This is a genomic window from Paenibacillus algorifonticola (assembly GCF_000971975.1).
Lineage (GTDB): Bacteria > Bacillota > Bacilli > Paenibacillales > Paenibacillaceae > Pristimantibacillus > Pristimantibacillus algorifonticola.
Window position 1 is genome coordinate 403,949 of sequence record NZ_LAQO01000001.1, and the last position, 24,883, is coordinate 428,831.

A 24,883-nucleotide genomic window follows, 5' to 3' on the forward strand; every position below is an offset into this window, starting at 1 on the left:
ATATATACTAACATGAAAACCCTGATTTTTGGATATTTTAATTGAAAAAATTAAACAATTTCCTTTTCCATACAAAAAAGAAGCCCCCAGCGCCACGTTATCCGTGTTGCTGGAAGCTTTCCTTACCGCCGTTTTCGGAGTACAGCAGTCCTAGTTCGCCGCTAACCGATAATTAAACGTCGTTGTAGGCAACCCGTCCACCTCAGTGAAGGTTACCTGATTGTACGCTGGCAAGCTTTGGGCAATATTATCCTGCGCAGCAGTCATTTTATCGCCACTCAAGCTTGGAATAATAAGCTGTGTAATCACACTCTTATATCCGGTTGCCGTCGTGTTCGTGTGAATATGGCGCGTACGCCCTGTATACTCACCCGGATAAATCGTTGTGTACTCATAATAGCCGTTTGCATCCGTCAGCACATAGCCGCGCAGCGAAAGCTGGCTCGCCGTGTAGCTGCTGGCAGCACCATTGGAATTCGGATGGTAGTTGCCGCTATCATCCGCCTGCCAAATTTCAACCTTGGCACCGGCTACAGGCGTCGTTCCCGTCGCTCCAGCATACACATAACCCTTCACCTTGATTTTCTCGCCTGTGAGGCTGTCATAATTCAAGTTGCCGCCGGTTAATTGGCTCGTTCCCGTAACGTAGTACGGCCCTTGTGTAACCTGCTGTGTAAGTCCCGTATCGTCGGTTGACCCCGATGTGGTCGCACCCGTTGTCGTACCAGTCCCTGTACTGCCCGTACCGCTAGTCCCCGTGCCTCCAGTTGGCGGCGTTCCGGTCGGCGGCTGCCCACCGCCCCCACCACCATTGATAGTGACGGTTTTTGAAGTGCTGTCATACGTTACATTCATGCCGAGCGCCTCCGAGACACCGCGCAGCGGCACGTAGACGGAACCTGCATAATTGAACGGATCCAGCACTGTTCCCGCCTCATCCTTCAATGTAACGGTACTGCCGTTGACATTCACCTTAATGTCGTTGTACACGACAGAAATCGACTTCTGAAGCGACTGGGCAAAGGTCGTAAACGGAAGTGTTACTGCAGCCGTGATTACTACACCAACAACAAAGCCTTTGTAGCCTTTTCCTGCATTTTTAAACATAGCTGTTTCCCCCTTCCCCATTAAAATAGGAAGAAGCTTCAGAACATAAAAGTCCATGCCAGCTTCTTCCCTATCATTCTACCTGTTTCCCTCTTCACTAGCCTGAATGGCAACTGAAAGTTTTGCATTGCGCTCCAATTGAACCCGAATGCCCTCACGGTCGATTTGAATCCAATATTCGGCGATTTTGCCTGCCTCGACCCGATAAACGGCGCTCGCTATTTCAATAACCGGTTTGCCAGTCGGCGCAAAACCATCTATTTCTCCCAAGTGGGCGCCAACCTGCTTCCAGCGCACGTAAACCTCATTCTCCTGAGCTAAAAAATGTTCAACCGTTAACGAGAATGCGCCATAGCTCTCTATCATTTCACGAACATGATCTGCATAATCCGCTGGCGATCGCTCTACCGTCACTTCCTTTTCCGATTGGACCTGATGAGCCAATACGCGTTCTGCCATCACCTCATGTACCGCATCAAGCTCCTTGCCCGAGCGAACCTTTTCAAAAAAATCACGTACAACCTGTGCAGCTGTCATCCTCATCCCTCTTTCAATATTGGTTATGATTCTAGCAAGCTCAATATCCTATTCATGCTATTTTCACAAAAGAACGATCTGAACGGGCTTTCATCAATACTGTAAAATTTAATAACGATCGGTATTCAATTATATTAAAATTGAATAGGAGAATTGTCAATATTCAAGCATTAATCCTTGACAAGTCCACGGCTTTATCATTATAGTAATCAAGCATAATTATATACCGATCAGTATTTTATTTTACGCAATGAACGGCCCTCACAAACCCGAATCCATGAAGGAGTTATTTTTGATAATGAAAAAAAGCACACCGTCTGCGAACATCGCTGTCGGTTTCTCCACAAGCTCAGCTGTACTGTTTGCAGGCATTGCCGTCGTCGGGCTGCTTGCTGTTGTCACCCAAACATGGGTCGCTTTCGCGGCAGCATTAAGCATTAGCGGCAGCGGCAGCGTGAGCAGGACGGCTTGCTGACCCGCGGCTTTGGGCAACGAACAACTGGCATCGCCTTGTGCTGCTGCTTATTTCGTGGCTGGCTATTTGTTACGCCGACCAATCCCTTTTCCCGTTAATTATAGGTATTATCTTGCTCGATTTAGCCGTACAGGCGGTACATGTCACCAATTAGAGCATGATCCTCAGCGTCCGATCAGACGCATGCAGCAGACCGACCACCGATTACATGGTATTTTATTCCATAGACAGCGCATCTGGCTCTATTGCTTCTACTAGCATTTACGCTTATGCTGGCTGGGAGCAAGCGTGAGCGCCATAGCGCTTCTATTTTGGGCAGCAACCCGCTTGACAAAGTCTGCTTAGCTCTCCCTTTTTCAACGGTGCATCCAGCGATCGTACTCGAGTTCCTTCGCTTTGGACCATTATCCCCTTAGCTCAGAAAACATTCGCACACCGTTTCTGAGCTAAGGGGATAACATAGCAAAGCAGAAAGAACAGCATTAGCGCTCAACATTTTTACACTTTATCACTTTATTGTTTTATTACTTTATCGCTTTATCGCTTTATGATTCATTCGCATCCAACCTATTAGAATAATCGTGAGCATACTGCCCAGTATGAGGGCAAACCAATCACAAGCGAGTGTTTGTCTTAAATACTGGGTAACCATTCCGAGTCGTTCCAATCCATTGGTCCAAATACATTGGAATAGCTGAAGCGAATATGCTTGTAATTTCCCAGGAAATAAAGGAAGCTATTACGGCTACCTTAAAAAGCTTGCGAATACCTTTAGGCACCTTCGCAAAACCAAGTTTTCCTTGTTTTTACTTTTAATTCCTGCATAGGACAGCAATAAGGAGGCCACTCCCGGAATAATCAGCAGCATATGAGCTACATAGGAAAGCAGCTTTGGCATAAGTGTAAACTTAGGCAAAGCCGGTCCTTTCTATTAGATGTTCACTTGACTGTTACAAAATCACGCTCATTTACACCCGGTGTTTATCTATTCGCACCTCCGCCAGACGATCCGCTGCACGGAAAGAAGGAATTTGCTGTTGTTTCGATATTTCAAAAATGCGCTGCAGCTGGCTGTAAATCCCCTCTACCTTGCTGAGCACCCGCTCCCGGTTATAACCAAACCATTCATCAGCTACATTAATTAACCCGCCAGAGTTGACGACGTAGTCTGGAGCATATAATATGCCTCGGGCAGCCAGCTGGTCACCGTGCTTTTCTTCCCTCAGCTGATTATTGGCAGCACCTGCAACCACTTTAGCCTTGAGCAGCGGAAGCGTATCATCATTAATAATTCCACCCATCGCGCAAGGCGCAAAAATATCACATTCGACACCATAGATATCATCCACACCTACCGCTTTTGCCCCAAACTCAAGCACTGCGCGCTCCGCATTTGCTTGCACGACATCGCTCACAATCAGCTTTGCGCCCGCTTCGTGCAAATAGCGGCATAAATGGTAGGCAACGCTTCCCACACCCTGTACCGCGATCGTTTTTCCCTTCAGTTCAGCTGAGCCGAAAGCTTCAAGGGCGGCAGCACGGATGCCATGAAATACACCCAGTGCCGTAAAAGGCGAAGGATTACCCCCGCTACCAAACTCTGGCGATACCCCCGTAACGAATTTCGTCTTCTGCCGAATAAAATCCATATCCGCCACTGTCGTCCCCACGTCCTCCGCCGTGATGTATCGACCGTTCAAGGTTTCAATGAATCGTCCAAACGCATGGAACAGCTCCTTGCTTTTATCTGTCACGGGGTTACCGATAATGACCGCCTTGCCCCCGCCCAGATTAAGCCCTGCCGCAGCCGATTTATAGGTCATACTCCGTGCTAGCCGGATAACATCATGGACTGCGGCCTCCTCCGTTGCATAAGGGTACATGCGTGTACCGCCAAGTGCGGGTCCAAGCGTCGTATCATGAATGGCGATAATCGCCTTTAAACCCGATTTCTGATCATAGCAGAAAACTAACTGCTCCACACCATATTGCTCCATGCGCTCAAAATACAAAACACCCACTCCTATCTCCATTAAAACAATGTCAGTTATATATTCGTTTTGATGCGAGAAACGGTCTAATCATATCCGTGAATATCCCTCAAATCAATCTATTCTTCAAAGCTATGATTTGACTCATCAGCTTGCCTAGCCAAATCATAGAACCCCCTCATTAATGAGCAGCAAACAAAAAAACAGCCTTATTTTCTCAACAACCCGGAACCGTAATCGTTCCAAGTGCGAGCAAATAAGGCTGATTAGTCAAGCGGCCTATATTATATTCCTCTTAAGCTTTCAACTTTCCTTCACACTCCCGGGCCAGCACGTAGCCCAGATGGCTGAGCGCTAGCCGCGAATGGCGATAGAACGTGGTGCGGCTCATATGAAAAGCTTCAGCAAGCTGCGACTTTCTATACTCCTTTTGCAGGTAACTTTCTCTTAAAATGCGCTGCTCAAGCTCTGTCAGCGGATAAGGCGGCTTATCCGCCATTAATAAACGTTGCACCTGCTCCCGTACGGCCGCTCCTAAAAGGCCAAGCTCCTGTAAGGCAGGCATCGCCTCCAGTATCGCATCATCATACAAATGCTGAACGATTTGCTTCACTTCATTCCATGACAAAGATTGCGCTGGCCGAGCAATAGACTGAGGCTCCGTTCCAGCCGCCGCATTCCCCGCGTACGTCGTCTGCTGAATGACCCGCTGCACCCAGACCTCGAACGTCACCTGCCGAAAATCCAAATCCCATACCGCCATTTCAGCTGTATGAGCTCTCTCAAGCTGCGGCTGTGACTGCTTTTGAAAACCCAAAAGCGGCAGCAGCCTATTCAATGGCCTATCCGCTGTCGCCATAATCGCGCGCAAGCCGCTGGTCGTAGAAATCAGCCATGCATGGAGCAGCATAGCGCCCAATTCCTCCGGGCGATAATGCTGCTGCTCCACATCTACTGCAGCGAGCAAAATGCACATCGTATCCGCCGCCTCCACGGGGAGCGTACGCAACAGCTTTGCTTGCTCTCCCAGCACGTCGATATAGGCAGGCGCATAACGCTCCAATAACGGCAGCGTCACCGCATTCAGCCATAAGCCCGCGCAAAACGCCAGTGGAATTCCGTTGCTGTCGCGTATGATCCGAATGCCTTCCGGACTATGCCTCGCAATATCATCCAATAAATGATGGTATTCGCCCGGCTCGACAAGCTCCGACTGCCAATCCGATTGCGACAGAGATGCCGATAGAAAACGGTGTAAATGCGAAAGATCGTTCGGCTCAAATCCCCACTGCCGCTCCTGCTTGCGAATCCCCGAAAAATCGACATATGGATGGGCAGCAGGCAGCTGTTCACGGTAGAGTTCCAATGCGTGGGCGGCAATCTGCATTTGCTGCAGCTTATTCACCGACGGAAATTGCTCCGCCAGCTTTCCAAGCACCTCGCTGCGCATTGCCTGATATTGCCCTGGGTCACGCCGCTCATAATCCTCGCGCAAAATCCGCGAAACCACCTGATGCAGGGAAAGGCCATGCGCTGTGGCATGGACACAAGATAATCTACTCAGCGCTATATAGTCGGATGCACCGATCGGACGCTCCAATAGATGATTCAGCATCGTCTGATCCGCTGCCGGAAGCAGAGACAACAGCTGCAAAGCTTCATACATAAATGGAGAAGCCGCTTCCATCAACATCTCCGCACTCAGGATGCCCGAAAGCTGATACCCAAGCTCCCGTTTTTCCTCCTCCTGACGGCGCAGCATATCTATGGTCAAAGCGAGAAGCAGCGGATGACCTTCCGTCTTTTGCGCAATGTCCAGTTGTACGTCCGCAGGCAGCCCGCTATCCTGCAAATATTCATGCACCTCTTCACGAGAAAACAGCTCCAGTGGAAAGGACTGAATCCGAGTTGCCCAAAAAGGGTTCGTATGCCACTTTATCGGCAGTCCCGTACGCGATGCCACAATGAGCAAACATTCGCCTGCTGCAAGCAGAGGAAGCAGGCTGGCAAGCAGCCAGCTTTCGATACGCTCTATTTTTTCACAGTTGTCTATTATAATAACGGAGCGCTGACGGGTTAATTCCGCCACCACATGGGCAAGGAGTGCCACGCTTGCCGCTCGCTTTCGACCATATTCCGTCTCCAAGCTCATCTCCAGATGGGTCAAAAAAGCTCCCGGCGTGTGCAGGCAGACCTGTCCATCCATCCACAGCGTAAATACGGATGAGCGTCTAGCTTGTGCAGCCATTTCCGTGAGCAGCGTTGTTTTTCCAATGCCGCCAATGCCCGACACCAAAAACAGCTGCGAATCAGCATCAGATGCAGCTAGCCACTGGGATAGTGCGTTCCTTTCTCGGGTGAAGCCGATAATTCGCTGAGTAGGGTTTCCTTTTTTAACCGAAAAAAGTTTCATGCCGCACACTACTTTCCATACCAAAGTTGAAACAAAAACGGAACAATCGAACTCTCTAAATATACTATACTATTTCTTGATTCGTATAGATTGCCGCTTTCATAGGCTGCATTATTGACTATTGCACACAAAAGGGGAAATTGGTAATGAAGAAACGTTTATCTATTCCGGCGGCGTTGCTGCTTATCGTCATGATCGCGGGACAATTCGGGCTATTTGCAGCATCTGTCACTGCTGGTTCCACACAAAGCGTTCCAAACACTAAACCGCCTGTTGCAGAAAACGGTTGGGTGCAGGTATTTACCAAAGAGCAGCTGGTCTACATAAACCAGAACCAGACGCTTTATTTGACTGAACAAATCCGCTTAATGAACGATATCGATATATCTGGATATGACTGGGTTCCTTTTGGCGGCAATTCCTTTGCCCCCTTCAGCGGTATTTTTGATGGGCAGGGCCATGCCATTACAGGTGTAGAAATTTATGACAGCTCCAACGAACTCGTTGGTTTTTTTGGCGAAGCTAACGGAAATATTCAAAACATCAGCTTATCTGTCGATATTGTTGGCGGTAACCAAACCGGCGGACTAGCAGGCACACAATCAGGCGGGAGCATAGACCGTGCATACACGGAAGGGAGTGTTATTAGTGGATCAATCAAGCCGACTGTAAGCTCTGCCGGAGGAATAGCAGGAGCTCTTAAAAATGCCAGCCTTGTACGCTCTTCCTCTTCCGCCTCCGTCTCCGTTGGCAGCAACTATAATATGTATGCAGGCGGCCTTGTTGGTTTTGTCTCTTACGGTTCTATAAATGACTCTTACTCTACAGGGGCTATCAGCAATGAACCTTCCAGCTATCACCTTTCCACCAGCGGAATATCAGCCTACCAATTATTTAATACAATTAAAAACACCTATGCCACAGGAAATATTTCCACCTTAAACGCTGGATCTTCCACGCTAAGGGCTGGCATTGCAGCTTATGCCTATCAAACTAATATTTCAAGCACATTCTTTGATACCACGACAACCGGGATGAACGAGGGAATAGGCTATTTTTATGAAAGCACACTCGAGATTACTGGAAAAACAACGCCCCAAATGAAACAGCAAGCCACATATATAGGCTGGGATTTTATAAACACATGGATCATTCATGCCAATGTAAACAACGGTTATCCCTATTTGCGACCTGCTGTTCTAACTTCAGAGCTGCCGAGAGCGGTTCAGGGCTCCCCCTATTCCTTTAACCTTGCAGGCTTTGACGGCGCACATGCAGGATTGACATGGAGCGCCGCCGGTCTTCCGACTGGGATGATCGTCAGCAGCTCGGGCGAGCTTCATGGCACTCCTGCACAGTCCGGCATCTACAACGTCAGGCTTTCGCTAACCGATGCTGGTTCTGCAACGGCTTCACGCGATATTCAGCTTGTTGTTGATCTGCAAGCTCCCGACATCGAAGTATATGCTATCCATCCCGGCCAAGCAGTAGGCTCAACCAAGATAACAGCTGCGCCTAATCAGGCAAGCCATACGTTTGCTTATGTTCTGGGCAGCACCAGCACTTCTCTGCCACTTGTTGGCGATGCATTGCCAAACGATGCGCTCGAGTATGTTTCAGGCGAAGATATCCCTTCCGTGAGTACAGGGCAATACCTTGATCTCTATGAGGTGGATGATCAGCAGCTTATTCAGGCCTGGCGCAGAATCGAGCTTGAGGACCGTCATATCCAGCTGTTCGTGCCGGTTAGCGGTATTCGGCTGGCCCCATCCACCGTCACCTTATCGGAAGGTGGAGAGTCCATGACGCTGACTGCGACTATTGAGCCTGTTGCTGCTACCAATCAAAATATCATTTGGAGCACTAGTGATGCTGCCGTTGCTACGGTCAGCCAGTATGGGGAAGTATTCCCCGTTGCAGAGGGAACAGCTATCATTACTGTTACAGCTGAGAACAGCTCCTATACAGCGGCGGCGACCATTACTGTAATCCCGCCTCCGGCTATGACCGGGACGGTTACAGGCTCGGTGTACGGAGCGGGAAATGCTCCGCTGAATGGCGCCACTGTATCCATAAACAGCATCAGCACGGTAACTGATAGCGAAGGTAAATTCACGCTGGACAACATTCCTAATGGCGAACACACCATTAAAGTGACAGCACAAGGATATGAAACCCTCGATCAAATTGCGAATGTCCTTGCTGGGCAAGTTGTTGATTTAGGTGCTATTACTTTAATCGCCATCGTAACAGCAACGCCTGATCCAACAGCAACGCCAACGCCTGTTCCAACACCAATACCGGCAGTCGGTTCCTCACAGGGAGCTACTTCCGCCGCTGATTTAGCCTTATTAAAGCTTACACTGAACAACCAAGAAATATCGGTGAAAACGACGCTAGAGACCGCCGCTGACGGTCAGCCCGCAATCCGTCTTAAGCCTGATGCCGTTCCTCTGGTGCAGGCATTCGCTTCAAGCGAGGAAGTCTTAATCAAGTTTAATGATAGCAGACCCGTCGTTTTCATCGATTTGCCCGCAGAAGTGCTGCTGAATGTGTTAAGGAAGCAGCCGGGCGCTGCTATAGCTATTGAAGTGAATGGTTCAGGCTATCAACTGCCCCTCCACACGCTGAAAAATATGAAAGACAGCGGTATTGTTACAATCGCGATTGGGAAAGCCTCTCCCGATACCGTAAGCAGCTTGAGTGCCGCTGTTGCGAAGCAGGGCTTTGAGCTGATCGGCAGTCCTGTGGACTTCTCGCTATATATGAATGGTCAGCTGGCAGAAGGCTTTAATGAGGTATACACCGAGCGAGTGCTTTCTCTTAGCTCACCAGTCGATCCAAGGAAATCAACGGCTGTATGGGTTGATGCCAATAATAAGCTGCATTTTGTACCAGCGGTGTTCAAAACGGACGGTCATGCAGGCAGCGCCGTAATCTACACACCGCATAACAGCTTGTATGCCGTCATTTCATCCGATCATTCTTCCTTTGCAGATTTAGAGGGGCACTGGGTGCAAGCCGACATTGAGCTGCTTTCTAACAAGCTGATTGTTCAAGGGTACAGCCATTCTGGCTTTGCACCGGACCAGCAAGTGACCCGTGCCGAGTTTGCCGCATTACTTGTGCGCGCACTTGGGCTTGCCGATCATAAACAAGCAGGCTCCTTTTCAGATGTAGCACAGGAAGCGTGGTACGCGGGAGCCATTGGAATCGCGCAAACAGCAGGTTTAATAGAGGGCTTTGAAAATGGCATGTTCAAGCCAGATGCCCCTATCACACGTGAACAAATGGCTTCTGTCATCGTCCGAGCGCTGAACTTCGCTGGACAAACGCCACAGTCGAATGCAGCGGCACTCGATACTTTCTCGGATCGGTCTGCCATTGCGGACTGGGCATTGGAGCCTGTGGCCAAGCTGTTGGAAGACAATCTTATTCAAGGCTATCCGGCAGCTGCCTTCTCTCCAAAGGAGCCGACGACTCGCGCGCAAAGCGCCGTTATAATATTGCGGATGCTGCAATATTTGAAGTTTATTAACAACTAAACCAGCGCCCCATGCTTGTGTGTGGCATTTGCCGCACAGCATGGGGCGCTGGTTTGGAATAATCTCTCATCCTATCACCCTGCTACGGCAAGCGAAAAATACGCGGCAACGCGGGCAAAAGCCTGTCCCTTGTAATTGGATCATCGAAATTCCATTTTGCCTCCGTTACATAAACCCGGCTGCTGTCAAACGAATGCCAATAAACGCTGTTTATTATTCGCGAAGCCTCGCTTCTGGAACGCTCGCTTTCACCTACTAATAAGAATAGACGGTCAGCGTGATAATCACTCATTTGCTCCAGATTAATCGCTTGGAAAGGAATTCCTTCTTCAATTAATTGCCTCACCTTTACAGCTGGCTCAAACGCCATCGGATGATAAAGCGTCAAGGCGATGCCCCTCATGCCCATCACATACAAATCGCCATCTACCAGGACGAAAATAGCAGCCGTTTCCCTTTCCTTCGTGTGTAAAGCCAAATGCCGCCACATTTCCCCGGCTTTGCGCTCATAGCTTTCAATCCATTGCTTGGCCTGCGCTTCCTTTCCGAACAGCTCCGCCACCTGCATGAGCCGATTATAGGTCGGCTGCAAGCGATCAATGGATACGGTAGGCGCTATTTTGGACAGCTCCTCCATTCGATCCTGACGGAAGCTGCTGTAGAGAATCAAATCCGGACACAGCGCCTTCACCTTGCCGAGCTCCCCCAGCAAGCCAATATCTGAAATATTTTTCAGCTCATTGCGATAAACGACCTTCCTGCCGATGACAGTCATGTCCGCTCCTACTGGCCTAATGCCCAGAGAGAGTAAATCCCCAAGCACATAACCAACTACAACGACTCGTGAAAAAGGGTTAACGTCCTGCTTAATCGTCTGATTGCTGACGCCGCGAGTTTTAGCATATTGCTTTGGAGTCAGCCCCATGGCATGCCGGAACCTGCGTGCAAAATAATATTCGTCCTTAAACCCTGCCTGGCGGGCAATTTCCCGTAAAGGATCATCTGTTAGCAGCAGCAGCTCCTTCGCCCGATTCAAACGAAGCTCCGTCAAATAATCGAGCGGCTTCTTGCCCGTCAAAGTTTGGAACAAAGCGCTATATTGCCAGCGGGCTACACCGGACATTTTCGACAGCTGCTCCACGGTCATTTCCTCGCGGTAATGCTGTACCATATAAGCGATGCTTTCCTGAACAGCCAGCTTAGCATCCGATGAAGAATGTGAAGCCTCAACATGCTCCATCAGCAAAACAAGAAGCTCCTGCAACCGAATCTGCTGTTTGAGTTGGTCCACTTGCTTGCCACGTTGATTATTTGAGGCACCTTCAGCGGCTTGCTCCAGCAAATCAACGAGCCGGGACATCGCTGTCACATCAATTCTCGTCTCGTAGGGTAAAGTTAAGCCAATCTCTAGCGCTGGCTCCCGTTCCCCCATACGATAGGCATCGAAAGCAATAACATACACCGCTCCACGATGACCATCCTTATCCCTTTCTTCTATTTGCGCTTTTGCACCAGGAGCAAGAAGAAAGCATGCCCCCTTTTCGGCATAAATAGAGTGGCCCTCCAGATGGAGCTTACCCCCGCTTTGGGCAAAGGCAACGATGCGATGTCCCTCGCTCTCTAATGAATGGATAGACAGGTCAAGCGCGCAATCTACTATGTTAACATACCTAAGAATATACAAGTAAGACACCGATAGGGAAGCTGACGTTTCACCAGATTTTAACACTGGATGGTCATCCATTGGCAAGCCCCCTTCTCATCATAATTGTACTAGTATATCGGAATATAAATAGGCTATCAAGAAACATCCGAGTCCGCTCTTCATTTTGTCCAATAAAAAAACAGACATTTCTCTATTGTTAGCTATAGAAAGAATCCTTAGTATTATTGAAGGTAATAATCATTCTCAATAGATGAAAAGGGGTACCTGCTCAGATGTCCAGAACAAAAGGAATTACCACCCTGCAGATGATTTCCACTCTATTCGTGTTAGTCATCCTCGCAATGGGATGCTCGCAGCAAGAGGCGTCATCTACCAACAACAATGAGGCGGGAACAAGCACAGCCGCAACGCAGGAAAAAGCGATTACCGTTGCTTGGCTAAGAGATATAGGCCCACTTAATCCTCATGTCTACTATCCATCGCAATTATTTGCCCAGTCCATGCTCTATGAGCCATTAGTCAGCTACAACGAGGGCGGCCAGCTTAAGCCTCATTTGGCCGAGTCGTGGACCATTTCAACCGATGGCAAGGAATATACGTTCAAGCTCCGTCAAGATGTCAAATTCGCGGATGGAACGCCGTTTAATGCAGCCATTGTCCAGAAAAACTTTGATGCTATCATGCTCAACAAAAGCGTTCACAGCTGGATTGGACTCGTAAAAGTGCTTGAAAAAACGGAAGCTGTCGACGAATATACGTTTAAAATAACGTTGACCGCTCCCTATTATCCAACCTTGCAGGATTTGGCAATTGTGCGGCCTTTCCGTTTTCTTGCCGAAGCTGGATTCCCGGATGACGGAGATACGACGAAAGATATCAAGCAGCCGATCGGCACTGGGCCTTGGCAGCTCGCTGACTATAAGAAGGATGAATATGCGGTTTTCACCAGAAATCCGAATTACTGGGGAGAAATGCCGAAGCTGGACAAAATAACGGTCAAAATTATACCGGATGGTGAAACGCGGGTACTCGCTTTCGAGAAAGGCGAGCTGGATCTGATTTTTGGCGAGGGAGCGATCAGTATGGATGCCTTCCAGCAATTAAGGGATTCAGGCAAATATGAGACTGGACTATCCGAGCCTGTTGGCACAAGAAGCCTGCTGCTCAATACGTTAAACGACAAGCTGGCTGATCACCGGGTGCGGCTTGCTCTTCAGCAAGGCTTTGACAAAGCAACCATGGTGGAAGGCGTAACGGGTGGCGTAGAGGAAGCCGCAAACAACATTTTATCGAAAAACTATCCTTACTCCAATATCGACTTTGAGCCTATCGGTTACGATGCTGCTAAAGCAATTGCCTACCTGGAGGAAGCCGGATGGAAGCTCAAGGCTGGTAAAACGGTAAGGGAAAAGGACGGCCAGCAGTTGGAGCTTGAATTAATGTACGATAAGGGCGACCTCATTCAAAAAGCGATGGCAGAAACGATTCAATCCCAGTGGGCCGAAATTGGAGTTAAGCTGAACCTCAATGCTGTTGAGCTCGCTATGATACCTCAGCGCTTGCGGGAAGGCACTTTCGACATCCACTTCTGGTTCAATTACGGCGTGCCCTATGATCCGCATACGCTGATTAATTCGGTCAGCGAGCCGGGATTCGGCATTTCGGAAGCACATAGCAGCCTCCCTATGAAGGCAGAACTGGATCAACAAATTCACGCAGCACTAGCTTCCACGGACGAAGCCGAACGCCAGCAGCTGTATACGTCCATTTTGAAAACGTTGAATGAACAGTCGGTTATTTTGCCAATCTCTTATATTAAACAAACTATCGTTTACCAGAAAAATTTGAAAAACTTCAAATTTCCAGCCAGCCGTTGGGATCATCCTTTTGAAGGACTCGAAATGAATCCGTAAAATGAGAAAAAGCATATCTGTTTCCGTATCCTCGCCTTTTATGAGGCTTTATATTGTGACTTTTTTATTTTTCAGCGCTAATCCGATTATCAATATCGTTGTCCCGCTGCGCGGGAAAGCCGAAGGAGCAAGCAATGCCGAAATTGGCATCATGATGGGTGCTTATATGCTCACCAGCATGCTGCTGCGGCCATGGGCAGGCAATGTGGTGGCCCGCTTTGGCCCGCAGTTTGTGCTGCGTTTATTATTACTCGCAAATTTTGTTATTTTGGCATTATATGCGTTTTTCGGCCTGGAATGGTATGTCATGCTTCGTGCGCTGCAAGGCGTTACGACCGCCTTTTTTTCCTTAGCGCTGCAAATGGGCATTGTCGATACACTGCCTGAAAAGGAGCGTTCGCAAGGGCTGTCGCTATATTTGTTAGCAGGCATGCTACCAACCGTTGTCTTGCCAATGGCTGCGCTTTACTTGTGGAATTGGGGCGAAATGCACACATTCACAGCCACCATGCTCATTATTGGCCTTGCAGCAGGCTTTGTGGGGTACCATTCCCCACTCCCTTCCCGCTTGGCCAGTTCCAGCACGAATGTGCAAACAAGCTCCACACTGGCGCAGCTTAATCAATTATGGAGCAATCGGGCTTTTCTTGTGTGCAGCACGGCCATGCTCATTGCTTCTATCGGCTTTGGCGCTGTCGTCACCTTTATTGCCCTTTATACGAAGCAAAGCGGGGTCGGCAATGCCGGCATCTATCTCATGATTCAGGCTGGCGTCATCGTAATCTCCCGCTTCGCACTTCGGAAGAAAGTCCCCTCCGATGGCAAGTGGCCGGCGGGCTTAACGATCCGTTTGCTGCTTTGTATGACGATAGGCACCGGGCTGCTAGCGATGTCGATTTATTGGGGAACAGCCTATATGTATGTGGCAGCCGCATTAATTGGGTTTGGCATGGCTCTGCTTTATCCTACCTTAATGACGTATTTGACCTTCGTGCTGCCAGCCGCCTCCCGAAATACGCTCATTGGCTTATTTATTGCCATGTCCGACCTTGGCGTTGTGCTTGGCAACATGGCCATGGGACCAATCGCTGATCATTTATCCTACTCCATTATGTACAGCGTTTGCGCCTTATTATTGCTTGCCGCTGCTGCGGTTGTAGGCTTTAACGGCCGCCGTTTGATAACGGATTCCCAATAATTACGTGTACAAAAAAAACGCTCATTGATCGGCTATTTTGCCAGCAAATCAATGAGCGTTTTTATAATATGCTGCCTTCCCAACGGCGTCCAGCTCATTACGAACCAATTAGGAATCGCATGTATATTTCCCTTTTGAATAGCCCCCGTCTCCTGCCACGCAGTTGTTTGTATCATCAGATTGAATATTTCCTCGCTGCCTGCCAGCACATGATGCTTCTGAATAAACAAATGCTCCGTTTCCAGCACAGGCAATGCTTCCGGTGGAATTTCCAGCCTCCACATATCGTTCGGCACTTGTCCGCCCGGCTTTAGAGCAAGCTCTTTATAAATCAGCTCATTAAGTGGATGGGCCGTTTTCCCCTGAATGCCGACAGCCCGGTGACTGACCTGCATAACCGTGATTCGCTCCTCTCCCATTGAATGGTGCAAAAGCTGCTTGGCATCTTCAATGCTCAAATCCAGGCGGGTGAGCACGGCTGCCGCTTCACGCTCCCGGTTTACAAGCTCGGCAATTTTCAAAAAAATTTGTTTCCAATCCTACACGGAAGAATCGAGAAAATACGGTGTTGCGATTTGCTTAAAGCTGTCTTTAAAATGCAAATGGTAATGATCTGCAATAATTAAATCGCAATTGGAATTCTTTAGTTGGCTAAGCTGCTCAGGACTGCAAATGCTCATGAAAGCCAAGGGAAGAAGCGACCGCAATTTTCATCGTTCCGCGTTTCATATGAACGGTTGGCGATACGCCGACTAAACGCTGAAACATGCGGCTGAAATAAAACTCGCTGCGAAAGCCGACGAAATCGGCCACTTCCTTCACACGCCGATCCTCCTAATCGAATATTTGCTTCGCTTTGTCCATCCGAATTTGGCTCAAATATTCAATAGGGCTTGCGACCTTCATTTTGCGAAAGAGGCGCGAGTAAGCGGTCGTCGTCATTTCGGCAGCCTCTGCCAAATGGTCGATGTTTATTTTCCGCATATAGTTTTCTTTCATATAAAGGATGCTGCGCTCGATCCGCTCATCGCTTGCTGCACGCTGCTCCGGAGCATTTGCAATAATAAAGCTAATAAACTCTTCTAACAGCAGCCGCAAGGAAAAAGCATCCGCCCTCGCTGCCCCTCTGCTTTGGTCATACATATGCAGCAAACGTTGAAGCACCTGCTGAGGCTGGCGAATAGGAATATGGCCCGGCAAAAAAGCGCCGGACAGCGATAATGATTTTACCCCTTCGAACCTTTTGCCTTCCTTCATTAGCATGACGGGCTCGAAAAAAAGACCGTAATAAGTAATCGTGCTGCAGCGGTCCGGAATATCAACAATCATTCCCGGCACTAATAAATACAGCTCGAAGGGCCGAATTCTGCACAATACGCCATCTATTAAGAGACTTGCTTCGCCTTCTAAAATAAAACAGAGCACATGCACGCCTATCCGATGGCTGCCTGCTCCTTGATGAACGGGGAACTTCCGTTTCCTCAAGGATGAAAATAAATAGAGCTGATTCGTCTTCGAAGACGCAACGGCATACGGTTTAGCACCGACCTTTCGTAAAACCGTGACAATTTCTTCTATTATATAGGATTACGCCGCAGCTGCCCCCGAATTGAGCCCAATAATGCCTGGCGAAGCAAGCGGATTGCGAGTAATGATTTGCAAAATCATGCCAGACAAGGCGAGGCCGCATTGCCGCAGCCCGATAAAATGAGGAGCAAAATCATGAACCCTGCAAAATGAATCGTAAAACGGTGTTTTTTGTCTAAAGCTCTTCCTAGCATGTACGACATCCCCTGCGATTAATAATGATTATCATTAATAATAAGAATACCAAGCCCCCTAGCAAGCTGTCCATGCAATAAGCTGTCGATCTCATGCATTATTTTTATATCCAGTGAAAATTAATCCATTTTTATCCATGAATTATTCATTATCAGTTGATAAATTAGCATACTTGCCAGCTCCAATAAATTGCTCAGCTGTGATCCATAGCATATTTTATGATTAACGGAAATCAGGGAGTTGTCTAATCGACAACTCCCTACAACTCCCTTCCATCATAGTCTCATGCTTAGTGGCGCTTTGGGCCATTATCCCCTTAGCTCAGAAAGCCCGGAGTTGCAGCCAGTCACAACGTTAGCTTGCCTTTCAGTTAGCCTGCCTTTCATCAACAAATATGAACGTAGAAGGGGTTAAACACGAGGGTTAAGTTGAGGCTGCAAGTTTGAAGCTGTACCATTACATTACTTTATTTTAATTAACCTGCTTATACGGATCTTCTGAGCTAAGGGGATAACAGCTGTAAGCAAACGACAATTAGCAAACCATAGCTGGTTGAAGGTAACTGGCTGCCGGCAATTGACAGAACGTCAATGGAAAACAACAAACAGCTTATTGCTAACAACGCGACCAGCCCCCTTATAGCAAGCTGCTTGCTTTCATTTATTTCCCGGTCCACAACGAAAAATCTTCCTCGGTAGCAAGTACGCTGTGAGTCGCCGAAAGGGCCTGCTCCGTCCCTCTCGCATAATCGATCCCGCTGTCGGCATAGTCGTAGGAGAGGGTGACTCTCGTTTTTTCCTTCAACGGATTGGCGTGGGGAATCGCCGATAACAGCGACTTCGTATACGGATGCACGGGACGCTCGAAAATAACCTCCGTCGTTCCCGTCTCGACTAAATATCCTAAATGCAGCACACCGATTCGATCGGAAATGTATTTAACCATCGATAAATCATGGGAAATGAACAAAAAGGCCGTGTTCGTTTCCTCTTGAATGCTCTTAAGCAAATTCACAACCTGCGCCTGGATCGACACATCGAGCGCGCTGATCGCCTCATCCGCGATAATAAGTCCCGGCTCCATAATAAGCGCCCGGGCTATGCCTATACGCTGCCGCTGTCCGCCCGAAAACTGGTGCGGATATCGGTTCGCATGCTCACGCGACAGCCCTACTTTTTCAAGTATGCGCTCTACCTTTTCCTGACGCTCCTGCTTTGTGCGGTACAGCTTATGAATGTCCAGCCCCTGCGCAATAATGTCGATTACTTTTTTCCGCGGATTAAGCGAGGCCATCGGATCTTGAAAAATCATCTGCATTTTGGTGCGCAGCAGCGTCTGCTCCTTCTCCCTCAGCGTGCCAGAAATATCCGCACCTCGAAAAGTAATCACGCCCGCCGTTGGCTCATACAGCCGAATAATCGTTCGCCCAATCGTCGATTTGCCGCTGCCCGACTCTCCTACGAGCCCATAGGTTTCCCCTTCATGGATGTCAAAGGAAACCCCATTTACCGCTTTGACCGTATAATGCTTGCTCACTTTAAAATGCTGCTTCAGATCAGCAACTCGTAAGATTGTTTCTCGCCCCACTCGCTTTCCGCCTCCTTCGCCACATGGTCCATTCTCGCTTTTAGCGTCTCCGACATTTCGATCTTCGGCGCATTCTCATGCAGCAGCCATGTTGCGGCATAATGCGTGTCCGTTACTTTAAACATGGGCGGCTCCAGCTTAAAATCAATGTTTAGCGCATGGACATTTCGCGGTGCGAACGCATCTCCAGTAATCGGATGAAGCAAATTCGGCGGACTGCCGGGAATCGTGTACAGCTTTTCATTCGGCGAGCCCATATCCGGCATCGAGGACAATAGTCCCCATGTATACGGGTGACGGGGATCGTAAAAAATTTCTTCCACCGTTCCTCGCTCAATCATTTTTCCCGCATACATGACCGTCACATAGTCCGCCACCTTCGCAACAACGCCTAAATCATGCGTAATGTAGATGACGGAAATGCCCGTTTTGGCTTGAATTGTTTTAATCAGCTCTAAAATTTTAGCTTGAATTGTCACATCAAGCGCCGTCGTCGGCTCATCGCAAATGAGCACCTCCGGATCGCAGGCAAGCATAATGGCAATGACGACACGCTGACGCATGCCGCCGGACAACTGATGCGGGTAGCATTTCATCCGTTTCTCAGGATCGCATATGCCAACGAGATGCAGCAGTTCAAGTGCCCGCTCATGCGCTTCAGCGCGGCTTTTTTTCAAATGGATGATCATGCTCTCCATAATTTGATTGCCTATTGTCATCGTCGGATTCAGCGACGTCATCGGATCTTGAAACACCATGGCGATTCGCCTGCCATTGATTTGCGAGCGCATTTCCTTTTGTGACAGCTTAAGCAGGTCCTGGGTCACACGTTTGCCTTTTTCCTCATAGTGGAACAGGATAGAGCCGGCATTAATTTGCCCATTGCTGCTCAAAATCCGCATGATTGCCTTTACCGTAACGGACTTGCCGCTGCCGGATTCCCCGACAATCGCGACTGTTTCTCCTTTGCGCAGTTCCAGATCCACTCCGCGTATTGCATTGACCATTCCACTCGCTGTTTGAAACGATATCGATAAATTCCGGATTGAAAGCACCGTTTCGCTCATCTGCTTTCCCCTCCTAGCTTTCTTTCATTTTCGGATCAAGCGCATCGCGCAGCCCATCTGCGAGCAGATTGAAGCTCAGCATCAACAGCGCCAGCACAAAGACCGGCGCGACAATCATATACGGATAAATCGTCATCGACTTGAAGCTTTCACTAATAAGCGAGCCTAACGACGCCATTGGCTGAGGAATGCCAAGACCGATAAATGCCAGAAAGGCTTCTGTAAAGATCGCACTTGGCACTGAAAACATCGACATAATAATGATTTGCCCGAAAATATTCGGTAAAATATCTTTAAAAATAATGCGGAAATGACCCGCCCCTAGCGTCCGGGATGCCAGTACAAACTCCTGTTCCTTCAGCTTTAAAATTTGTGCCCGCGCTACCCGACTCATCCCAATCCAGCCCGTAATCATTAAGGCGAGCGTTACCGTCACAAACCCCGGCTTCAGCACGACGATGAGCAGCGTCACAATGACCAAATTCGGAATACCGCTTAAAATTTCGATAAATCGCTGCATCACATTGTCAACCGAGCGGCCGAAATAACCAGAAACGAGGCCATAGCACATGCCAATAATCATATCTACTGCAACGGCGATTACCGCGATATACAAGGAAATGCGCGTCCCCTCCCAGGTACGGGTCCATAAATCCCGCCCAAGCGTATCGGTGCCAAAAATATAATAGACGTCGGTCAGCCCCTTCTGCTCGTACGCATTAACCCCATTGGCTACTCCATTAAAAATAAAAAAGTTCTCTAAGCCTTCGATGCGCGGGGGCAAGCTTTTATGCTTTATATTGATTGATTTATACGTATGCTCATTCATCATTGGGCCGAACGCAGCGAAAAAAGAAATGATAATAATAATGACTAAACCAAAAACAGCACCTTTATTCGCCTTAAACCGCAGGAAGGCATCCCGCCCATACGATTGGCTCGTATAGGTATGGTCCATTTGCGCCCGCTCGCTATTGCCGGCAAGCTCAAAGTCGCCACCTGTAAAAGATTGAACCGGATTACCCATGTTTCTCCCCCTTCGCCAAACGAATGCGCGGATCTATGACGCCATATAAAATATCTACGGCCAGCATGATCGCAATAAACATAATGCTGTAAAGGAAGGATACGGCGATGATGACATTGTAATCATTGATTTGAATCGCCGTCACGAGCAAACTGCCGATGCCTGGAATGGCGAAAATTTGCTCAATAACGAGACTGCCGATCATTAAAGCGACAACGAGCGGCGCCAGCACTGTAATAATGGGAATAAGCGCATTACGCAGCGCATGAACGATAATCAGCCTCGCGCTCCCTACTCCCTTGCTCTCCGAAAGCCGTATGTATTCCGAGCTAAGCACTTCAATCATTTCAGAGCGGGTAAACCGCGCAACGGTCGCAATCGTAAACATCGAAAGAGCGATCGTTGGCAGCACCGTAGACACAAACGGTGCTGCTGAACTATATAAGAGCGGAAACCACTTGAGCTTCCATCCCAAAAAATACGACAGGGCGAGGGCAAATACATAGGAGGGAAAGCTGACACCAATGACTGAAATAAACGTCGTCAAGCTGTCGGCAAAGCTATTGTGCTTAAGGGCGGCTACGATGCCTAATAGTAATCCAATCGCCGTTCCCAGCAGCACAGCCTGAAACCCGATTTGTATGGATACGGGCAGACGCGCCTCCAGCATCGCGGAAATCGGCATATTTTTCTGAATGACATAGGAAACTCCAAAATCGCCGCTCAGCATCGCTTTAATATAATGGACAAAGCGATTAAACACAGGCTGATCAAGGCCATATTTGGCATCCAGCACCGCCCGCTGCGCCTGGGTAATTTTCTCATCGTTAAATGGAGAACCCGGCATAAGCTCCAGCATGAGGAATAGCGCCAGCAAAATAACGAGCAGAGTAACAACGGCTAAGCCTAATCTTTTTAACACATAGTTTCTCAATCGTTTCACCTCTCAAGCGTAAACGGCTGTCGCCGTCCTCTGGCGGCAAAGCTATCGTTTCGCGATGAAATGTAAGCCTATTATAAGTGTAAAACTTATTAATGCTTATATTTAAAAAATGCCGGATCGCAGCTGCTTGAACTTCCGCTTCTGCGATCCGGCCCTTTGAGGGAGCAGCCCGTTATTGTTTATCGGCTAATTTGTAAGAAATGCTACCGCCTATAGAGCCAAGATTAACTCCGGTTACCTCCGGTTTAATTAAAATAGCGTTGCCCTTCTGATACACGGGGAAAATAACCGCTTGCTCCAGCACTTTCGCCTCGAGCTGCTTTAATGCTTCCCACCGTTCCTCAGGCTTGCTGGCAAGATCACCTCTGCTCACCCGATCCGCGAGTTCATCATAGGCTTTCTCGCTCCATTTGCCAAAATTGTTCGGGTTGTCCGTCGTCCACATCGCCAGATAGGTCATCGGATCGTTATAATCTGGCCCCCATCTGGTCAGGCCCACTTCATATTCGCCGTTGTACATGAGCTCGACACGATTTTTCTTAGGCTGGGACTTGAGCGTAAAGGTCACTCCCGGCAGCGCGGTTTCGATTTCCGATTGAATGAACTGCGATACGAGCGTCGCTGATTCCGTATCTTCAAACAGCAGCTCCAGCTCAATGGCATCAATGCCAAGTTCTGCCTTCGCTTTTTCCCAATATTTCAGTGCTTCTTCCTTATTGTTCGATGGATAGCTGCCTGCCGTTTCCCGGTAATCCTTACCGTCCGGCCCCGTCGCCAGAAACTGTGGAACGACAAAGTCTGCTACGATGGAACCATCCTTCAATATCTCATCAACGACCGCTGTTTTGTCGTAAGCAAGCGAGATCGCCTTGCGCAAATTGATATTTTCCAAGCCGGGAACCTTCTGATTAGGTGATAAATACCAGAGAAACCCTGTCAGCACGCTGTGGTATTCAGGACTTTGCTGATAGCTTGCAATTTGTTCACCGGAGAGCGCGACATAATCGATGTCTCCATTTTCGTAGGCGAGCACAGATTGCTGGGTGTCTTTAATAATTTTATAGTTCAGGCCATCCAGTTTTACGCTTCCTGCATCGTAGTAATCGTTATTTTTCTCCAAGTAAAAGGTTGTGCCGCCGACTTCCCAGGTTTTCAGCTTGAACGGGCCATTCGCCAGCAGCGCTTCTGGGGTCAATGCGTATTCCGTGCCTTTCTCCTTCAAGAAGGCTTCATTTACAGGAAAGAAAGAAGGAAAGGCAATTACAGAGTTAAAGAAAGGAATGGGACATTCAAGCTCTACCGTCAGCGTCTTGTCATCAACAGCCTTTACACCAAGCTCGTCGAAGCTTTTCTCGCCGGCGATGATGGCATCGGCATTTTTCAAACCGGCTACCCCTGCGATAAAGCTGTATTCACTAGCCGTTTCCGGATTAACAAGACGCTTCCAAGCGAATTCAAAATCTTTCGCTGTGACTGGAGTGCCATTGGACCACTTCGCATCTCGCAGCGTAAACGTATAGCGGAGGCCATCCTCGCTCAAATCTACTTTTTCAGCTAAAGCCAGCTGGGGCACACGATTCTCATCAATCGTATACAAACCCTCCGTCGTAGCGGCAATCACTTCAAAAGACAGCCCGTCTGTCGCAATGGCAGAATCCATCGAAGCAAGCTCCACGTCTTTGCCCAGATTAAGCACCTTCGCTGCTGCGGGACTTTCCTCTGGTGCTGCGCTTGCCGTAGGGGCACTTGGGCTTTCGGTTGAGGCTGGCGTTGTACCCGAGCCCTGCTTTGCGCTTGTGCAGCCTGCTAATAATAAAAGGACCGAGAATAGGGCTATTGCTATCTTTACTTTTTTCAACAACGTTTCCTCCCCAAATACTAGAAATAAAAAGGAATCTCATTCCATGTAAAATTAAGGATGTTTCAACCTTTTTAAGCATTATACAAGTCGATATTTTTAAAGTCAACTATTCTTATTGGAATTATCAAATTAATTGATATAACGATAGAAAAATCAAATAACCCCTATCTCGGCAGCGAGACAGGGGGAACTAGACTAGCCATTCAATTAGGGAATAGATGAGGAAATATACTTATTTCAAGTGTACGGAGCCAGGCTCACACCAGCGCGCAAGTCCTGCTTTGACCGCCTCCAGCGGTACCGCTTCTGAACGGTCGACCGCCCATGCTATGTAGCCATCGGGGCGAATTAAAGCTGTATGGACATTTTCCCAATCGGCTGCCTCTTCGGCTATAGAAGCTTGCACGCCTTCCACATGCCCATATTTCTCCCAATCGACTAGCTCGCCAAATTGGGGATCACCAGCGAGGTGAAGCAGCACATAGGAGCCAGCATGCATCAGCTTATAGGATTTCAGAAGAGAGCCGTTAGCAAGCCTCAAAGTAAGCTCCGAGAACCGGCGTCCATTCAGGGCATGTGGCGGCGAGTGCAGGTCAGGCGCATAGCCCACATCGAAGGCTGCAATTTGGGCAGACAGCAAAGCATTGGCTTCAGGAATTTGCAGAAGGGATGCCATTAGCTTTCTTAGCTCCATAATGCCCGGCATCTGCCTAATCAATAGAGCCTGAGCTTCGGTATTGCGGAGCAGCGCCGTGCTGACAGGATAGCGTTCCTCATGATAGCTACCCAGAAGCCAGTCCGGAGCCCAGCCCTTCAGCTTGGCAGCCAGCTTCCAGCCCAAATTTACAGCCTCCTGCAAACCGACATTCATGCCTTGGCCTCCTGCTGGAAGATGAATATGCGCCGCATCTCCGGCCAGGAAGACCCGTTTTTTTCGAAATTGCTCTGCTTGGCGGGTTGCATTGCCGAATCGCGAGAGCCACTCCGCTTCTCCAATGCCAAAATCTTGTCCATAAACACGCAGCATACTGGACTTCAGCTCATCTAGTGTAACCGGCTCATCCTTAGCAATGGCCATCCGCTCAGAATCAAACACAATGACCCGGTGAATCTGCTTCGTTACAGGTACAATCATAATGCCGCCCTGCTCCGTAAATTGGGATACCATTTTCCCCGGTTCAAGTTCTGGCAGTTTGACATCCCCAAGCATACCCGTAAAAGTAGCATCCGTTCCTAAAAAAGCGATTTCCATTTGTTTGCGGACAAGGCTTCCGCCGCCATCAGCGCCCACGGCGTATTCAGCAGCCAGCCTATATTCCCCTTCCGGCCCTATGGCCGTCACTTCAACACCTTCGTCGTGCTGGCGGATCGATTTTACTTCCGTTTCCCGGAAAATAGCTACGCCTAGCCCTCTTGCCCGTTCCTCCAGCAGCTTCTCAGTTTCACTTTGCGCAAGAAATAACGTATAGTTGGAGGCTGAATCCAAAATAGAAAAATCCAAAGGCGTTGCCAGGCCCGCGAAATGCCCTCTCGGAATTGGCCTTCCCCTCTCCAGCAGTTCTGGAGCAAGACCTCGCATATCTAAAACCTCAAGCGTACGGGGATGAATCGTTAAAGCACGGGAATAAGGGGTTGTTTCCTTCAATCGTTCCAGCAAGCAAACTTTTATGTTAGCTAAAGCAAGCTCCGAGGCTACCATCAGGCCAACCGGTCCACCTCCCACAACAATTACGCCATAATTCATCTTTAGTCACACCTCTCCATTGATCAT

19 protein-coding genes and 1 pseudogene are annotated in these 24,883 nt (G+C 48.7%); 5 read left to right on the forward strand and 15 right to left on the reverse strand.

The features are described from left to right. Positions 1–150: 150 nt before the first annotated feature. Both WH37_RS08585 and WH37_RS08590 read right to left on the reverse strand, forming a co-directional pair. Positions 151–1,107: a dioxygenase family protein gene (locus WH37_RS08585; RefSeq protein WP_177217912.1), complete on the reverse strand. Its 957-nt coding sequence runs from the start codon at positions 1,105–1,107 to the stop codon at positions 151–153. Positions 1,108–1,185: 78 nt separating this feature from the next. After that, positions 1,186–1,644: an ester cyclase gene (locus tag WH37_RS08590; protein WP_046230114.1), complete on the reverse strand. Its 459-nt coding sequence runs from the start codon at positions 1,642–1,644 to the stop codon at positions 1,186–1,188. Positions 1,645–1,942: 298 nt separating this feature from the next. Here WH37_RS08590 and WH37_RS35435 point away from each other — a divergent pair, with 298 nt between their 5' ends. Beyond that, entirely contained in the window at positions 1,943–2,119 is a 177-nt protein-coding gene (locus tag WH37_RS35435) for a hypothetical protein (RefSeq protein WP_156182265.1), read from the forward strand. Beyond that, a pseudogene (locus WH37_RS36340) lies at positions 2,103–2,464 on the forward strand (MFS transporter); the annotation flags it as partial. The gene WH37_RS35435 and the pseudogene WH37_RS36340, both read left to right, overlap by 17 nt. 623 nt (positions 2,465–3,087) lie before the next feature. Here the strand turns inward: WH37_RS36340 and WH37_RS08600 are convergent. Together WH37_RS08600 and WH37_RS08605 are read right to left on the reverse strand one after the other, a co-directional pair. Continuing rightward, a complete protein-coding gene (locus WH37_RS08600; protein WP_414811829.1) occupies positions 3,088–4,116 on the reverse strand; it encodes a Glu/Leu/Phe/Val family dehydrogenase in 1,029 nt (342 codons plus the stop codon). A gap of 289 nt (positions 4,117–4,405) precedes the next feature. Further along, positions 4,406–6,523: an AAA family ATPase gene (locus WH37_RS08605; protein WP_046230117.1), complete on the reverse strand. Its 2,118-nt coding sequence runs from the start codon at positions 6,521–6,523 to the stop codon at positions 4,406–4,408. A gap of 146 nt (positions 6,524–6,669) precedes the next feature. On the opposite strand from WH37_RS08605, the gene WH37_RS08610 reads away from it, so the two are divergent. Continuing rightward, positions 6,670–10,068: an S-layer homology domain-containing protein gene (locus WH37_RS08610; protein WP_052736882.1), complete on the forward strand. Its 3,399-nt coding sequence runs from the start codon at positions 6,670–6,672 to the stop codon at positions 10,066–10,068. 82 nt (positions 10,069–10,150) lie between these two features. On the opposite strand, the gene WH37_RS08615 is transcribed toward WH37_RS08610, so the two are convergent. Then, entirely contained in the window at positions 10,151–11,812 is a 1,662-nt protein-coding gene (locus WH37_RS08615) for an AraC family transcriptional regulator (RefSeq protein ID WP_052736883.1), read from the reverse strand. A 194-nt stretch (positions 11,813–12,006) separates the two neighbouring features. On the opposite strand from WH37_RS08615, the gene nikA reads away from it, so the two are divergent. Beyond that, the gene (gene nikA, locus WH37_RS08620; protein ID WP_046230118.1) at positions 12,007–13,647 is read left to right on the forward strand and encodes a nickel ABC transporter substrate-binding protein; all 1,641 of its coding nucleotides are present in this window, start codon (positions 12,007–12,009) and stop codon (positions 13,645–13,647) included. 1 nt (position 13,648) lies between these two features. Beyond that, positions 13,649–14,845, forward strand: coding sequence for a staphylopine family metallophore export MFS transporter CntE (gene cntE / locus WH37_RS08625; protein ID WP_052736884.1), 1,197 nt, complete (start codon positions 13,649–13,651; stop codon positions 14,843–14,845). A 32-nt stretch (positions 14,846–14,877) separates the two neighbouring features. On the opposite strand, the gene WH37_RS08630 is transcribed toward cntE, so the two are convergent. The 10 genes from WH37_RS08630 to WH37_RS08665 form a co-directional block, all read right to left on the reverse strand. Next, positions 14,878–15,366: a substrate-binding domain-containing protein gene (locus tag WH37_RS08630; protein ID WP_046230119.1), complete on the reverse strand. Its 489-nt coding sequence runs from the start codon at positions 15,364–15,366 to the stop codon at positions 14,878–14,880. 139 nt (positions 15,367–15,505) lie between these two features. Beyond that, on the reverse strand, positions 15,506–15,667 hold the full coding sequence (locus tag WH37_RS34515; RefSeq protein ID WP_082110713.1) for an AraC family transcriptional regulator: 162 nt from the start codon (positions 15,665–15,667) through the stop codon (positions 15,506–15,508). Positions 15,668–15,679: 12 nt separating this feature from the next. Further along, a complete protein-coding gene (locus WH37_RS08635) occupies positions 15,680–16,219 on the reverse strand; it encodes a helix-turn-helix domain-containing protein (protein WP_156182267.1) in 540 nt (179 codons plus the stop codon). Between the two features lie 213 nt (positions 16,220–16,432). Continuing rightward, a complete protein-coding gene (locus WH37_RS34520) occupies positions 16,433–16,522 on the reverse strand; it encodes an iron chelate uptake ABC transporter family permease subunit (protein WP_414811825.1) in 90 nt (29 codons plus the stop codon). A 765-nt stretch (positions 16,523–17,287) separates the two neighbouring features. Then, entirely contained in the window at positions 17,288–18,214 is a 927-nt protein-coding gene (locus tag WH37_RS08640) for an ABC transporter ATP-binding protein (protein WP_046230121.1), read from the reverse strand. Continuing rightward, positions 18,178–19,281 (reverse strand): ABC transporter ATP-binding protein, encoded by a 1,104-nt coding sequence (locus WH37_RS08645; protein WP_046230122.1) that lies wholly within the window; start codon positions 19,279–19,281, stop codon positions 18,178–18,180. Before WH37_RS08645 ends, WH37_RS08640 begins: the two co-directional genes overlap by 37 nt. A gap of 13 nt (positions 19,282–19,294) precedes the next feature. Then, on the reverse strand, positions 19,295–20,308 hold the full coding sequence (gene opp3C, locus WH37_RS08650) for an oligopeptide ABC transporter permease (protein ID WP_046230123.1): 1,014 nt from the start codon (positions 20,306–20,308) through the stop codon (positions 19,295–19,297). Next, positions 20,301–21,242 (reverse strand): ABC transporter permease, encoded by a 942-nt coding sequence (locus WH37_RS08655; RefSeq protein WP_046230124.1) that lies wholly within the window; start codon positions 21,240–21,242, stop codon positions 20,301–20,303. Before WH37_RS08655 ends, opp3C begins: the two co-directional genes overlap by 8 nt. 181 nt (positions 21,243–21,423) lie before the next feature. Continuing rightward, positions 21,424–23,109, reverse strand: coding sequence for a peptide ABC transporter substrate-binding protein (locus WH37_RS08660; RefSeq protein WP_046230125.1), 1,686 nt, complete (start codon positions 23,107–23,109; stop codon positions 21,424–21,426). Between the two features lie 235 nt (positions 23,110–23,344). Further along, positions 23,345–24,856, reverse strand: a complete 1,512-nt coding sequence (locus WH37_RS08665) for a monooxygenase (RefSeq protein ID WP_046230126.1) — start codon at positions 24,854–24,856, stop codon at positions 23,345–23,347. Positions 24,857–24,883: the final 27 nt, after the last annotated feature.

What these genes read in the sequence shown, in the direction of transcription:
- WH37_RS08585 (WP_177217912.1), bottom strand. Translation starts at nt 1,107, where the DNA reads ATGTTTAAAAATGCAGGAAAAGGCTACAAAGGCTTTGTTGTTGGTGTA.
- WH37_RS08590 (WP_046230114.1), bottom strand. Translation starts at nt 1,644, where the DNA reads ATGACAGCTGCACAGGTTGTACGTGATTTTTTTGAAAAGGTTCGCTCG.
- WH37_RS35435 (WP_156182265.1), top strand. Translation starts at nt 1,943, where the DNA reads ATGAAAAAAAGCACACCGTCTGCGAACATCGCTGTCGGTTTCTCCACA.
- WH37_RS08600 (WP_414811829.1), bottom strand. Translation starts at nt 4,116, where the DNA reads ATGGAGCAATATGGTGTGGAGCAGTTAGTTTTCTGCTATGATCAGAAA.
- WH37_RS08605 (WP_046230117.1), bottom strand. Translation starts at nt 6,523, where the DNA reads ATGAAACTTTTTTCGGTTAAAAAAGGAAACCCTACTCAGCGAATTATC.
- WH37_RS08610 (WP_052736882.1), top strand. Translation starts at nt 6,670, where the DNA reads ATGAAGAAACGTTTATCTATTCCGGCGGCGTTGCTGCTTATCGTCATG.
- WH37_RS08615 (WP_052736883.1), bottom strand. Translation starts at nt 11,812, where the DNA reads ATGGATGACCATCCAGTGTTAAAATCTGGTGAAACGTCAGCTTCCCTA.
- nikA (WP_046230118.1), top strand. Translation starts at nt 12,007, where the DNA reads ATGTCCAGAACAAAAGGAATTACCACCCTGCAGATGATTTCCACTCTA.
- cntE (WP_052736884.1), top strand. Translation starts at nt 13,649, where the DNA reads ATGAGAAAAAGCATATCTGTTTCCGTATCCTCGCCTTTTATGAGGCTT.
- WH37_RS08645 (WP_046230122.1), bottom strand. Translation starts at nt 19,281, where the DNA reads ATGAGCGAAACGGTGCTTTCAATCCGGAATTTATCGATATCGTTTCAA.
- opp3C (WP_046230123.1), bottom strand. Translation starts at nt 20,308, where the DNA reads ATGGGTAATCCGGTTCAATCTTTTACAGGTGGCGACTTTGAGCTTGCC.
- WH37_RS08665 (WP_046230126.1), bottom strand. Translation starts at nt 24,856, where the DNA reads ATGAATTATGGCGTAATTGTTGTGGGAGGTGGACCGGTTGGCCTGATG.